Here is a 14,100-nt window from a genome sequence, read left to right as displayed (position 1 = left end):
TCCATCTGCACCTAAAAATTCAATAGCTGATAGAAAAACAAAATAGAGAACTCCAACCCCGATCTCTCCAAAGTTCGCTCTTCGCTCCCGGCAATTTGGATTCGTCGGCTTGGATCGACCCACGTTTTCCCGCGGAACGTTCAAATCGCCTGCCCAAAACGTCTTGCCCGATGCGGAAAAACAGCCACGATCATCTTACCATGACGTCCCGTATTCGTCTGGATTGAGAATCCTATGCACCCTCGCGGCATCATCCTCGACACTCACAAAGTGGTTCGTTTCCTTCGGCCCCAGTCCTCGAACCGCCCCATGAAGACGCCCGATTTTCTCCAGCGCTCCGCTTCTGATATCCCAGCTGTACACTTCCTCCTTTGCACGATAGCTGTGGCCAAAATACGCATAGTTCCCCCTCACACATAGAGCGGTTGATCCGCGCAGCTGCTCGGGCGCTTTGTATCTCTGCACCGTCTTTTGGCCAGGATCCACCTGAATCAGCGAAAAATCGTCGTAAGGAAAAAGCCACAAGGTCGATGATTTTCCTTTGCACATCGCATAGCAGTCCACGATCATTGGACGGTCCGTCAAATGGGAATGATACTTGAATGCTGAGGAACCGTCCAAGCGAAACAAAACCAATCCTTCCGCCGAAACTCCTTTGCCAAACACTCCTTCATCAAAATAGCCGATCCATATCCCTTCCTTCCCCACCGCAATGTCTTCTATCCCATCGCCGCCGCAAAAGGAATGTCGGATACGGCCATGCAGATCGAGCAAAAACACATTATCACGCTTCCCTTGGCTTCTCGCATCCGCCAGCAAAAACCGCTCGCTGTCGACCCAGCGAATAATGGGGAAGCGCACAGAGACGTCCGGACGGAGAACAGCTCCATTCACGACGCACTCCAACCGTCGGCGGCTTCTTTGCACAACGATCCATCCCCACTGATCGCTCCAATCCGCATCGATCAGCCGAATCCCGCCTCGTTCCGAGGCAATGGAATAGAACGTATAGGTGACGATTGACACCACTCATCCCCCACAGAAACGTCATCTTTACAGCCACACACCGCCTATTGCCCCTGCATTTCTACGAGGCGCCCCATCTGCACGGCAACACGAAGGTTCGCTGCGGCCCCTGACAGTTGCTTTCGCTCCGATCGCAGGCAAGACGCCCCTCCCGCCACCGCCTTTGCAAACGTCGCAACTTGATCAGCGTCCTTAGGGAGCCCCATCCGCACGACGAACGGTTGGCCGTTTGTCATCATCAACATCCTTGGCGGAATCGTTCCCATCGTGGAAAGGACGGTTCCTCACGGAGGAAACCAACAATAAGGGATATCATTCGTGAACATAAGGCCGAAATCCTGCATGTACGAAAAAATGGAGAGCTGGGAAAGCTCTCCGTTTTTCGCTTGTGTGTTCCATCCAAGTCAATACGACGAAATCCTCGCCCTTAACAGAAATCCCCTGAATAGGGAAAACATCCAGCAAACGGGAAATCGGCCCCAAACGGCTTTTATTCAGGCACATACATTTTCTGCAGCGGAAGCAGCGCTCTCGCATCGCTGGGCATGTTCTCGTACCAATGGACAAGCAAGTTTACTAATTCTTCTAAATCAATCAGTTTCACGGAGTTGTACCTAGCAACCCATTTTACCATAACAGCGCGGGCGGCCACAAAAAGGGACAGACCCGAGATGGAGACGCTGTTATCAGTTGCGCCTAGCATCGATCTTGACCAACAGGCATGAGAAAATAGGAAGTCCAACGATGGCTGCCTAAGAAATCTTGAAGTTGTATAAAGCACAAGTCTCGGTAGAAATGAGCTCATTTCTCAAAGTGCCTTTCTTCACCGACGAGATTGATGTCAAAAAACTAGAACGGGTTGATGGGTGTTGGGCGGTCTACTTCCCTTGTCCTTGGTGATCTACCGTTTTTTCAGCGCCGGATGCGGCTGTTCATCGCCCTAGAACGCCCGTAGAAGTGCGCGAACGGCCACAAGTTGCCCCTTTATTGCAGCTCATTATAAGAATGGATTAACCAAAATTTTAATTTGATTTTTATTCTTTGTTAGTGCTTCAAAGCCTTCTGATACGATTTCATCTAAACTGATAATTTTGGTGACTAAGTCCAACGCTTTTATTTGACCGTTCGCAATTAGCTGAATGACGTTAGGAAAAATGTTACGGTACGCAATTATACTTGTCATTTGTCTTTCTGTCAAAATGAGATTGTTCAATGGAATATTTGCTGTATTTTCCCAAATGCTGATATTTACTACATTTCCCTCTCTTTTCGTGGATTGAATTGCTGTGTTTAACGTTGAATTTACTCCAGCAACTTCAAATGACACATCTACTCCTAACCCATCTGTATGGCGCTTGATTTCGTGCACAACATCATTTTCTAGCGGATTGATGACGATATCCGCTCCTATTTTTTTGGCAAACTCTTGACGTTCAGGCGAAACTTCTGTTGCGATAATTTTACTTGCACCCGCCGCTCTTGCTGCCTGAATCACAAGCAAACCGATGGGGCCTGTTCCAAATACAGCAACTGTATCCCCAATTTTCAACGTGCTTTGACGAACAGCATGGACAGCAACTGCAGTAGGTTCAACCAGTGCCGCTTGTTCCCAAGACATTTGCTCGGGAATTTTATGCACCATATTGACAGGAACAACACTGTATTCCCCAAATCCTCCATACCCTCCAGATAGCCCTATAAACCCCAATTTTCCACAAACATTGTAATGTCCTTTTTTACAAGAGACACATTCACCACAACTGTAAATTGGTTCTACACACACGCGGTCGCCCACTTTTACATTTGTCACATCTTCACCGATTTCTACTACCTCCCCTGCATATTCATGCCCCATCACAATCGGTGCTTTATCTTTTGAAAGCGGATGTGGTTCACTTACAGGTATAAAAATCGGCCCGACCAAGTATTCGTGCAAATCAGACCCGCAAATCCCGCAGTACGCCACTTTAATTTTCACTTGCCCCTTCGCCACTTTCGGCTCTGGAATTTCCTCGACTCGAATATCTTTGGCATTATACCATCTTGCCGCTTTCATCTATATTAAAACACTCCTCGTATAATTTATTTTGAGTCTTCACCATTTTCTGTGATTTCCAATCAATCCTAGAAACATGTTATCTGGATGAAATGGGTTCATCAGTCAACATCCTTCTTCCGTATACAGACCTTGAAGTTGGTAGAATGGAAACAGTCAAGTGCTTTCTTGACGGTGTTGATTTCACCGCTAACATTATTGCCAGGATCTCGTCAGTGCCTTCTCTTTTTTGTCACTAAATCACAAAATTTGGTGATGAACCTTTATTTTATTCATAAGTATCATTCATTAACTCATTCTACGATTTATGATATGGATAGGCGTACCAAGAACTGCTTCAGCTGCTTCCATCGCTATTTCCCCCAATGTTGGGTGAGCATGAATCGTTACAACGATATCTTCTGCTGTCATACCTGCTTCAATTACAAGGCATAACTCTGCAATCATGTCTGAGGCGTGTGGACCAACAATTTGTGCCCCAATAACGACGTTGTCTTCCTTGCGGACAACAAGCTTCATAAACCCGTCCGTTTCATCTAAAACAAGAGCTCGACCGTTAGCTGCAAAAGGGAAGATCGCTGTCATTACATCAATCCCTTTCTCTTTCGCTTGCTGTTCAAAATAACCGACAGATGCGCACTCCGGATTCGAAAAGACAACCATCGGCATAGTTAAGTAGCTGATTTGCGATTGAAAACCCGCAATCGCTTCAGCAGCTATTTTTCCTTCATAAGAGGCTTTATAAGCCAGCGGTGGCCCTTGTACGATATCACCGATCGCATAAATATTCGGCACGCTCGTACGACATTGTTTGTCTATTTCAATGAAACCGCGGTCGTTCATTTTCACACCGATTCTGTCTATACCAATTTTATCTGTATTCGGACATCGGCCTACTGTGACTAGAACGTAGTCGGCAGCAACCTTTTTTGTTTTCCCTTTTACCTCAAATGTCACTGTCACACCATCCTCACGCTCCTCAACCCCTTTGGCAAAAGCATTGGTGAAAATATCGACTCCTTTTTGCTTTAATCGCCGTTTCACAATCGCGCTCATTTGTTTTTCGAATCCCGGTAAAATTTCATCTGCGCTTTCTACAATGATTACTTTCGTTCCGAAGTTCGCATATGCCGTCCCTAATTCCGTACCAATATAACCGCCACCGATCACCACAAGCGATTTCGGGATTTCCGGCAAGTTCAAAGCGCCAGTGGAATCAATAACACGCTTCGAAAATGGAAAATTAGGCAGTTCAACTGGCCTCGAGCCTGTCGCAATAATCGCGTTTTGAAATTCATATGTTTGTACATGGTTTTCTGCCATAATACGCACCGTGTTCGCATCCACAAAATATGCTTCGCCATAGACAATTTCGACGTTATTCCCTTTCAACAGTCCCTCAACACCATCGGTCAATTTTTTTACAATGCTGGTTTTCCATTCTTGGACTTTTGAAAAGTCAACCGTGACATTTTCCGCTTTAACCCCCGTTTTTTCAGAATGTTTTGCCATCACATAACGATGACTTGCCGAAATAAGGGCCTTGGATGGAATACATCCTACGTTTAAGCATGCTCCACCAAGTTTTCCCTTTTCTACAATCGTTACTTTTTGACCTAATTGCGCGGCTCGGATGGCTGCTACATATCCCCCGGACCTGCTCCAACAATAAGTGTTTCCGTTGCGATTGCAAAATCACTAGTTATCATTTCGCTACTCTCCCATCTCCTATTTCCTCATCCAACGGCTTCATTCTCAACACCATATCTCATGCCATGCCGCCCAAAATTATGAATACAATAATTGATATGGATTCTCCAAATAATGCTTCACCATACCAAGGAACTGACTTGCAGGCGCTCCGTCGATCACTTGATGGTCAAATGTCAAGCTTAACGGTAATTTTTTTCTCTTTTCAACAATGTCTCCTACCAAAACAGGAACATCTTCGGCAGTCCCTACCCCAAGAATCCCTACTTCCGGAGGGTTCAGTACTGGTGTGAAAAACTCTACACCGTAAGCTCCTAAACTTGTAATCGTGAACGTCGAACCTGTCATTTCTTCACTGCTTAATGCCCCCTCCCTTGCCCTGGTACTTAATTCCTTAATTTTTTGCGAAATTTCTTTTAAAGAAAGCTTCTCCGCATAGCGGATGACTGGAACAACGAGGCCGTTTTCCACTGCAACGGCAATTCCTAAATGAACAGAATCATACGTATAAATACGTCCGTCTTGATAAAGACTGTTCATTTGCTTATGTGTTCGCAGTGATAAAATCACTGCGCGAGCAATAAAATCAGTAATCGTGAATTTGATCGTTGACTCATCGCGCAATTCATTTTTTATATTTTCATTCACTTCTATTAATTTTGTAATATCTGCTTTCATATGAATGGTCAGCTGAGCTGTCTGATGAAGGCTTGCAAACATTCTTGTTGCAATGACTTTCCGCATACCTGTTATCGGTTTTACCGTAACGTCTTTTTGTTCTATTGCCATCTCACTTATTTGTCCCGACATTTTTTTCTTAAGGTTTATACTTTCTGATGTGTTGATGGCTTCCTTATTTATTTGTGTAAACCTTTGCTCCTCGCTTTCTAGTTGTGAAGACGCCTGTCTAGTTTGAATAGCCTTTTCTACATCTGCTCTCGTAATTCTCCCTTTTGGTCCTGAACCTGAAACACGACGCAAATCTATTCCCGCTTCATGTGCTAATTTTCGAGCAGCAGGAGAAACCCGTAACATAGTTTCGGATATTGCCTCGATTTCCTCTTTCATACTGATTGCTACCGATTCACGGTCAGCTTCCTTCAAAACTTCACCTTCTTGTCCGATGTAACCAATCACTTTCCCTACTTCCGCTGTTTCATCTTGTTGAACAATAATTTCTAATAATACTCCGTCTTGCGGCGCTTCGATATCCTTTTCGATTTTGTCAGAACTAATGACGACGATCGATTCTCCCTTTTTCACTGGATCTCCCTTTTTCTTCAGCCACTCTACCACCGTTCCCTCTTCCATGCTCATTCCTAGCTTTGGCATAATAATCTCAACGGCCACGTTTTCTCTCCCCCTTTTTCAAATAAATACAATGCAAAGAACGCGTGTTGCCGCGTACAACCAAGGCAACACGCTCTATCATTTATACTGGCACAATCGTTTCGTCTCCTATAATTTCCGCCGCAGCACGCAGTACCTTCTCCGGCGTCGGCAAGTAAAGATCCTCTAATGCCGGTGAAAATGGCACAGGGCAATGCGGAGCAGTAATCCTTTTAATAGGCGCGTCCAAATAGTCAAACCCTTTGTCTGCTACAAGAGCCGAAATATCAGCAGCGACACTGCAGCGAGGATTCGCCTCGTCAACAACAATGAGCCGTCCTGTCTTCGCTACAGACGACAGAATCGTGTTCTCATCAAGCGGGGACAATGTCCGTGGATCAATTACTTCTGCTTCAACGCCTCTTTCCTGCAATATCGCTGCCGCCTTCAAGGCGGTATGCACTTGCTTGCCGATAGCGACAATCGTTAAATCATCGCCTTGTCTTTTAATATCCGCTATTCCGAATGGGATCGTATAAAACCCTTCTTCCACTTCTCCTTTCATGTTATAGAGCGTTTTATCTTCAAAAAAGATGACAGGATCATCATCAAAAATCGAAGCAAGCAAAAGACCCTTAGCGTCGGCAGGAGTGGAAGGAACGACAACTTTCAACCCTGGAATGTGGGTAAAAAGGGCGTACAAACTTTGCGAGTGCTGCGCCGCCGCCCGAAATCCAGCGCCATGCATCGTCCGAATCGTTAATGGCACTTTCGCTTTTCCGCCGAACATATAGCGAAGTTTGGCCGCTTGGTTCATTACTTCATCTAAGCAACTGCCGATAAAATCGTTAAACATCAACTCCGCAATCGGTCTTAAACCCGTTGCCGCCGCAGTAACCGCCGCTCCAATGTACCCGGCCTCGGCAATCGGCGTATCTAATACGCGTTCCCTGCCGAATTCCTGCACGAGCCCTTTCGTGACTCCCATGACCCCTCCCCAAGCTTCGTCGTCTTGTAAATGATCGACTGTTGCGCCTCCCGCAACATCTTCGCCCAACAAAATGACATGTTCATCTTTTCGCATGGCTAGTCTCATCGCTTCGTTCAGCGCCGCTGAGAAAGAAATCGTTCTCGCCATTCTGTTTCCCTCCTAAACCGTTTCTGTTTTAATAAGAAACATAGACATCTCGCAACAAATCTTCTTCCGTCGGAAACGGGCTGTTTTCGGCAAACTCCACTGCTTTTTCAATCGCTTTGGCGACGCTTTGTTCGATCTCTGCGAGCTCTTGTTCAGAACATAACTGATTGACAAGGAGATACTCGCGAAACTTCACAATGGCATCCAACTCTTGCAAATGTTTTTGCTTCTCTTCCAATGACTTATATGTTTGTGCATCTCCCTCAAAATGCCCATAGTTTCGATATGTTTTGCATTCGATCAAGGTCGGCCCTCGCCGTTGCGAGCTCGTTCAATGGCTCTTTTTGCCGCCTCGTATACAGCGATGACATCCTTGCCATCGACAACTTCCCCCGGAATGTTGTATGCCGCAGCACGGTCGGCAATGTTTCGGCAACTGGATGCATATTCAAACGGAGTCGACTCCGCATATCCATTGTTCTCGGCTACAAAGATGACCGGCAATTTCCAAATGGCCGCCAAATTAATTCCTTCATGGAAGGTGCCATGGTTGTTTGCCCCGTCTCCAAAGAAGCAAACGGCGACAGATCCTGTTTTCTTTAGTTTTGCCGTCAGTCCAGCTCCGACAGCGAGAGGAAATCCTCCGCCAACGATGCCATTCGCGCCAAGCATCCCCTTGGAAACGTCAGCGATATGCATCGATCCCCTTTTCCTTTGCACAACCCCGTCGCTTTCCCATAAATTTCAGCCATCATTCCGTTGACATCACATTCTTTAGCGATGCAATGTCCGTGTCCGCGATGGGTGCTCGTAATGTAGTCCTTTTCCGTCAAATGGGCGCAAACCCCTACCGCCACGGCCTCCTCCCCCGCATATAAATGAACGAAACCAGGCAGCACTCCCCTGCTGAAAATTTCATGCACCTTGTCCTCAAATTGGCGAATTTCCTGCATTTTCTGATACATCCATTTAGCCTTTTCTTTCGTAAGAACGATGGATTGTGATCGAGCAACAGCCATACAGAAACCTCCCTTTGTTTTAAGTAGTTTCGTTATTTATCTAAAGCAAACTCCATGCCAACAAAAAAGCGCTTACACCCCCTTGTTGTAAGCGCTTTCTTAAATGCTTCATATCCCTCTTTTTTACCCCTTTGCATCAATCTGTGTCATTTTGTTTTATTTCAAATCAATTTGTACTTTTTCAGCTTGCGATAGCACGTGCTGCGAGAAATGCCTAATAGCTCCGCCATCTTGCTAATATTTCCTTTCGTCTCTTCAAGCATGTTCATCATTTGTTCTTTTTCCACCTGCTCCCGATAGGTAAGCTCGCCTCTTCCCTTCTCGTCGTTCTTCAACGCTACAAGCATTGACTTTATTCCAGAAATCGGGGGGACTGCCTCTCCATACTCAATTCTCATTCGTTCCAACACATTAAATAATTCCCTGATGTTCCCAGGCCAATAATAGTCCATCAATAAGTTCATCACTGAATTAGGCAAACAAACATTCCAACCGTTTTTTCGGCAATAGTAGTCAACAAAAAACGGGATATCCTCTTTCCGCTCCCTTAACGCTGGGAGCTTGATCGGATATACATGCAAACGATAAAACAGATCTTCTCGCAACTTCCCTTCCTTTACCAACTCATACAAATCGCGGTGTGTGGCTGTGATGACCCGAACATCAACAGAAATCGGTTTGGTTCCGCCAATTGGCACGACTTCTCTTTCTTGCAACACTCTTAACAAAGCTACTTGCATTTCTAGTGGAATTTCACCGATCTCGTCTAGGAAAAGCGTTCCACCGTGAGCTTGGACAAATTTTCCCATATACCCTGTCCGCTTTGCGCCAGTAAACGCCCCTTCCACATACCCAAACAATTCGCTCCCGATGAGCTCTTTCGGAACCGCTCCGCAATTGACGGCGACAAATGGGCCATCCTTCCGCAGGCTGTTTTGATGAATCGCCCGAGCAATCAACTCTTTTCCTGTCCCTGTTTCCCCTGAGAGATAAACCGTTGCATCCGTTTTCGCTACTTTAGAACAACTTCTTAACACAGCAGCAAAAGACGGACTTGTTCCAATCACCCCGTCAAAGCGGAATGATGGCAGGGAGCAAAAAAAAGCCTCCTCGTCTTGTGCTTTTTGCAAAGTTACTTTATAGCCGATAAGATGACCGTAAACTGAAGAAAAAATGGGAACTTTGGAGAAGACTTTCCACGTTCGTTGGCAAAATTGTTGCAACGGCTGGTCGATGATGCTGGAACAGAATGAACGCAAGCGATGATTGGCCCACACAATGTTCTCTTGATCATCACATACAACTGAGTAAGAAGCCGAATCTTCCATTTGAAAACCGTGGCGGAAAAGTTCCAATAGATTTTCTTTCTGTTGGATTCGCAGTTGCTGCTCAATGGTGTAGGAGGCGGCGACAATCGTGGCAAGTACATAGTCTTGAGCGTCGGACAAACCGTGATAGATTGGGTAGGACATATCAATGATACCAAGAAACTCTTTGTTTTCATCGTAAATCGGAGCCGCGGAACAAACCCATTGTTGGGAAGCAACTGCATAGTGATCGAGTCCGACAACCGCAATCGGTTCTCTCGTCCTTAAGGCTGTACCAATGGCATTCGTCCCGACTTCCTCCTCCGTCCATTTGACTCCCTCTAAAAAATTGATTTCTTTCGCCTTTTTCATCGCCTGTTGATGTCCTTTAGCCCACAACACATACCCTTCTTGATCGATAAGGAGAAAAATCGCAGGAATTTCTTGAAATAATTGTTGCAACTTCTCCAAAATCGGAACAGCACAACGGAGCAACCTTTGATTTTTTTCCCTTCTTTCCAGCAATAAACGGCCAGTCAAAAACATTTTCCCTTTCCCATCATAAGGATCCACGTTTTTCTGGCGGCAAAGATACCACGACTCTTCAATTCTTTTGCTTATTCTCGCTTGATCTAACGTTCCCTCTTGGACAAACCGACGCCAAATTTCCCGCTTCGATGGATCCATCACATTCATCGTCATCCCCCGGCATATCGTTAGGTATTGTCAAAAGTTCATCCTCCATACTCACGCTTTCTCTTTGAATTTCAACGGTCGGAAGAAAAAAGCTGGCCACCCCTCGTTATTTTCGGCCATCATGAAGCAACGACACCAAACAGCCAAAACAAAGGAGTGACAAGCTTTGTTACCTCAATTATTAGCCTATTTGCTCGAAATCATCAAGACCCAATATCAAATCATTGTGTATTTGATAGGTGTGATATTGGGAAAATCCTTGAATCTCGAGGACTTGGACGAACCCATCCAAAAACCGTACCGGAAACTCCAGGTCGATGACCTTCCGATCATCGGTGTGCCGGCAATCCTTGATTACCGGAAGCTGTTGGCAGACTACGAGTCGCAACACGTCCGTCCTTCGCGGTCCATAGAGCGCCGCGCCAATGCGAAACACCGTGCTCCGGATTCGTTGACCTGCCCTCGCTACTAGGTGCCCTACTCCTACACCTGTACGCCAACAATGGCGGACTTCATAGATTTGTGTCGTTTTCTTTTTCAAACAATGCCGGCACGAAATCCGCTTTGCAATCGTTGCCCTGGTGATCATCCCCTCTTTCGTTCCTACAACAAAAATCTCATTCAATTCGATTGTACCAATCGTTGCAAAAAAAATTGTTGAAAATTGTAAAATTATACATAAATTAGTTAATTACCAAAAGATGTACTTGACTTTTAAACCTGAATTCGTGACGGATGGAAGTCAACTTTGATTTCGGTGTTAGTTATATTGAATGATCCATCAATCCCTTTTTGTGATGATTTCCTGCACTATTTTCATGTCCCGAATCCGTGACAGAAGTGTATTAAAAATGTTGGAAAACCCAATCATGCCAAAGTATCAACTCCATTCCGAATGTTCACCTATCAGGTGAAGAACCCCGAGTGCAATATTTGTTGATTGATCAAGTTTTCTTGGCAGTTTGAACGCGTCTTTATCACGGATTCAGGTATTTTATATCGTGCAACATGATCTCCAGTGTATCAATCCATTCACAAAGGCGGAGCGATCCGCCTTCCTTTAAGCAATTCCCTCTTGAACCTCCAGTTGCGTTAGGGTGTATGATAAGGGAGAGACTAGCAAAAGAAAGAAGGAGGACAACTGTCATGGAGACGTATTCGATCGGCGAAATCGCCAAAAAGACAGGTGTATCCATCCGGACATTGCGGTATTATGATGAAATTGGACTGCTGCAGCCAACGAAAGATCCGTCATCAGGACATCGAATCTATACGGAAGAGGACATTCTTCAATTGCACAAAATTATGAGTTTGAAGTTTATTGGGCTTAGCTTGGAAGAGATTCGACAATATATTCACCAACCAACATACGACCTTACCTTAAAAGAAACGTTGATGCTGGAAAAAAACATGCTAGAACAGAAACGAAGACAGTTAGAAAGATCCATTCAAGCCATTGAATATGCCATCACCCTTTTAGAGGAAGAAGGAGAAATTGACAGCCTTCTCTTGATGAGCTTAATCCGCAGCATTCAAACAGAAGATGATCAAAAACGATTGATGACACATTACCTAGACCAAGAAACGGTTGATGCCATTTTCCATAATGAAGAACTCAAGCAAAAAGAGAACGAAATGATCAAATCCTATGCCCAATTCGTCAAACAAGTTCACGAACTGTACGGACTCCCCGCCGACCACCCTGACGTACAGCACATGATTGAAACGTTCCTGCGCTCTACTTTTGGTCTTTTGAGCTTGGAGACCGTTGAAAAGATTACCGAGCTACTTAACCAGAACCAATGGGATTCTTTTGAGTGGAAAGAAGAATGGGATGTTCTTAGTCCCCTCCCCTTTTCCAAAGAAGAGACGCAGTGGCTTGAACAAGCGATGGATGACTACATGCAACGTCTTGAGCACATGGGTATAGATATGAAGGAATCAAAGGAAGGAGAGAACAGTGGATATGAAAAATAGGATCGAAACGAAACAAGGCAGTCCAAAACCATTTTGGTATTTGCTCAAACAAGGAAAATTGAACAAATCGCTCATTGCTTTCGCCCTCATTCTTGGATTGATTGAAAGCGGGGCTGGGTTGATCATCCCCCTGTTTGCGAAAGACTTTATTGATCTCTTAGCCCATGGCGGAATGAAGTGGCAACAAATTTTTTGGCTCTTATCTGCTTTTCTCGTTCAAACGGCGGCAGGCGGCATCTCGTTTTATCTCATGTCGTATGCCGGAGAAGCTCTAGTAGCCCAGATTCGAAGTCGATTATGGAACCACATCCTTCATTTGCCTGTTTCCTTTTTTGACCGCTATGAATCGGGGGAAACGATGAGCCGCATTACTCAAGATACAGCAGTCATCAAATTGCTTATTTCCAACCATCTCGTCACATTTTTTAGTGGCATCGTCTCTGTGATCGGTTCCATCATTTTACTGATTATGATTGATTGGCGAATTACTCTCTTTATCTTTTTGGCCGTTCCCGCTGCTATGCTCATCATCATGCCGTTGGGAAGAAAGATGCATCAAATTTCTTTGCGCACGCAAGATGAACTGGCCAAGTTTTCGGGACATCTTGGCCGGATCTTGCAAGATATCCGTCTCGTGAAATCTTATAACGGTCAACACATGGAAGCAGAAAAAGGAGATCAAGAGATCAAAAATTTAATGAACTTCGGTTTGAAAGAAGCGAAAGTCTATGCGGTCATCTCACCGATGATTGCCACCGTCATGATGCTCGTTGTCGTGATCATTGTCGGTTATGGCGGCGCCCGGGTTGCATCTGGGCATTTGACGGCGGGAGAGCTTGCGGCCATCATCATTTATATTTTTCAAATTGTCATGCCTTTCACTGCTACAGCTTCCTTTTTCACCACCTTTCAAAAAGCATTGGGGGCTACAGAGCGGATTAATGAAATCTTTCAAGAGCAACGGGAACTGCTGGGCTCACAAAAAGAACCCGACTTCAATCAAACATTGCAGTTCAAACATGTTTCCTTTTCTTATCATCAAGATAAACCGGTGCTAAAAGGCATTCATTTTACTATTGAGCCAGGCAAAATTTACGCTTTTGTTGGCCCCAGCGGCGGCGGAAAAACCACCATTTTTTCACTGATTGAACGCTTTTATCTGCCAGACGAGGGACAAATCTTGTTAGGAAACATACCTATCCATGAAATCGATTTACAAAAATGGCGACAAGCGATTAGCTACGTTTCTCAAGATATTCCCATTTTGTCAAGCACCATTCGAGAAAATATTTGTTATGGATTCGAAAGCATGCCTGAGCATGAAGAAATCGAACAGGCCGCTCGGCTGGCCAACGCTCACGAATTTATTCAAAAATTGCCGAATGGCTATGAAACAGAAGTCGGCGAACGAGGAATCAAGCTTTCAGGGGGGCAGAGACAACGTATTGCGATTGCTCGAGCCATCTTAAAAAACCCAAAACTCCTGCTATTAGATGAAGCCACTTCTAACTTGGACAGCGACTCAGAAAGCCTAGTGCAAGAAGCGCTGAAAAACGTGATGAAAGGTCGAACGACGTTGATTATTGCCCATCGGCTTTCTACCGTCACCGATGCAGACACGATCTTCGTTGTCGAAGACGGGCGCATTACTGGACAGGGAAACCATGAATTATTGCTGGCTACCCATCGTTTATATCAAAAGCTGGTCACCCATCAGTTTTCCCAAGGCAAAAGGTAATTAGGTAGCCATATACTCACCGACTTTCCAGCTCACATTTCGCACCTTAACAAGAGGAAGAACAAAGGACTTTGTGAGCCACTGAACGCCAACACCAGCAGGAG

Annotated in this window: 7 protein-coding genes and 5 pseudogenes; 4 read left to right on the top strand and 8 right to left on the bottom strand. The window is 45.1% G+C overall.

Going from position 1 to position 14,100, the window contains the following annotated elements:
• Positions 1 to 195 precede the first annotated feature (195 nt).
• Positions 196 to 1,026 (bottom strand): TetR family transcriptional regulator, encoded by an 831-nt coding sequence (locus A0V43_RS04135; RefSeq protein WP_164834590.1) that lies wholly within the window; start codon positions 1,024 to 1,026, stop codon positions 196 to 198.
• Between the two features lie 490 nt (positions 1,027 to 1,516).
• Positions 1,517 to 1,648: pseudogene (locus A0V43_RS20180) on the bottom strand (restriction endonuclease); the annotation flags it as partial.
• Between the two features lie 119 nt (positions 1,649 to 1,767).
• On the opposite strand from A0V43_RS20180, the pseudogene A0V43_RS20175 reads away from it, so the two are divergent.
• Positions 1,768 to 1,978, top strand: a pseudogene (locus A0V43_RS20175) (IS1634 family transposase); the annotation flags it as partial.
• A 45-nt stretch (positions 1,979 to 2,023) separates the two neighbouring features.
• Here the strand turns inward: A0V43_RS20175 and A0V43_RS04125 are convergent.
• From A0V43_RS04125 to A0V43_RS04100, 6 genes and pseudogenes are all read right to left on the bottom strand, one after another.
• A complete protein-coding gene (locus tag A0V43_RS04125) occupies positions 2,024 to 3,082 on the bottom strand; it encodes a 2,3-butanediol dehydrogenase (protein ID WP_063192442.1) in 1,059 nt (352 codons plus the stop codon).
• A gap of 288 nt (positions 3,083 to 3,370) precedes the next feature.
• A pseudogene (gene lpdA / locus A0V43_RS04120) lies at positions 3,371 to 4,791 on the bottom strand (dihydrolipoyl dehydrogenase).
• Between the two features lie 79 nt (positions 4,792 to 4,870).
• Positions 4,871 to 6,142 (bottom strand): dihydrolipoamide acetyltransferase family protein, encoded by a 1,272-nt coding sequence (locus A0V43_RS04115; RefSeq protein WP_063192441.1) that lies wholly within the window; start codon positions 6,140 to 6,142, stop codon positions 4,871 to 4,873.
• Between the two features lie 82 nt (positions 6,143 to 6,224).
• Complete coding sequence (locus A0V43_RS04110; protein WP_020753733.1) at positions 6,225 to 7,259, bottom strand: alpha-ketoacid dehydrogenase subunit beta; 1,035 nt, start codon at positions 7,257 to 7,259, stop codon at positions 6,225 to 6,227.
• Positions 7,260 to 7,287: 28 nt separating this feature from the next.
• Positions 7,288 to 8,212 (bottom strand): annotated as a pseudogene (locus tag A0V43_RS04105) (thiamine pyrophosphate-dependent dehydrogenase E1 component subunit alpha).
• Positions 8,213 to 8,439: 227 nt separating this feature from the next.
• Positions 8,440 to 10,281 (bottom strand): sigma-54-dependent Fis family transcriptional regulator, encoded by a 1,842-nt coding sequence (locus A0V43_RS04100; protein WP_060787979.1) that lies wholly within the window; start codon positions 10,279 to 10,281, stop codon positions 8,440 to 8,442.
• Between the two features lie 166 nt (positions 10,282 to 10,447).
• Here A0V43_RS04100 and A0V43_RS04095 point away from each other — a divergent pair.
• The 3 genes and pseudogenes from A0V43_RS04095 to A0V43_RS04085 form a co-directional block, all read left to right on the top strand.
• Positions 10,448 to 10,791 (top strand): annotated as a pseudogene (locus A0V43_RS04095) (DDE-type integrase/transposase/recombinase); the annotation flags it as partial.
• 636 nt (positions 10,792 to 11,427) lie between these two features.
• A complete protein-coding gene (locus A0V43_RS04090; RefSeq protein WP_033004934.1) occupies positions 11,428 to 12,258 on the top strand; it encodes a MerR family transcriptional regulator in 831 nt (276 codons plus the stop codon).
• Positions 12,248 to 13,996, top strand: coding sequence for an ABC transporter ATP-binding protein (locus tag A0V43_RS04085; RefSeq protein ID WP_063192439.1), 1,749 nt, complete (start codon positions 12,248 to 12,250; stop codon positions 13,994 to 13,996). The genes A0V43_RS04090 and A0V43_RS04085 overlap by 11 nt, the downstream gene beginning before the upstream one ends.
• The last annotated feature ends 104 nt before the right edge of the window (positions 13,997 to 14,100 follow it).

This window comes from Geobacillus sp. JS12 (assembly GCF_001592395.1).
GTDB lineage: Bacteria > Bacillota > Bacilli > Bacillales > Anoxybacillaceae > Geobacillus > Geobacillus zalihae.
This window is presented reverse-complemented; position numbering and strand designations above follow the sequence as displayed.

Coding starts and splice junctions, on each gene's coding strand:
- A0V43_RS04110 (WP_020753733.1), bottom strand. CDS start 7,259: ATGGCGAGAACGATTTCTTTCTCAGCGGCGCTGAACGAAGCGATGAGA.
- A0V43_RS04085 (WP_063192439.1), top strand. CDS start 12,248: ATGAAAAATAGGATCGAAACGAAACAAGGCAGTCCAAAACCATTTTGG.
- A0V43_RS04125 (WP_063192442.1), bottom strand. CDS start 3,082: ATGAAAGCGGCAAGATGGTATAATGCCAAAGATATTCGAGTCGAGGAA.
- A0V43_RS04100 (WP_060787979.1), bottom strand. CDS start 10,281: ATGAATGTGATGGATCCATCGAAGCGGGAAATTTGGCGTCGGTTTGTC.
- A0V43_RS04090 (WP_033004934.1), top strand. CDS start 11,428: ATGGAGACGTATTCGATCGGCGAAATCGCCAAAAAGACAGGTGTATCC.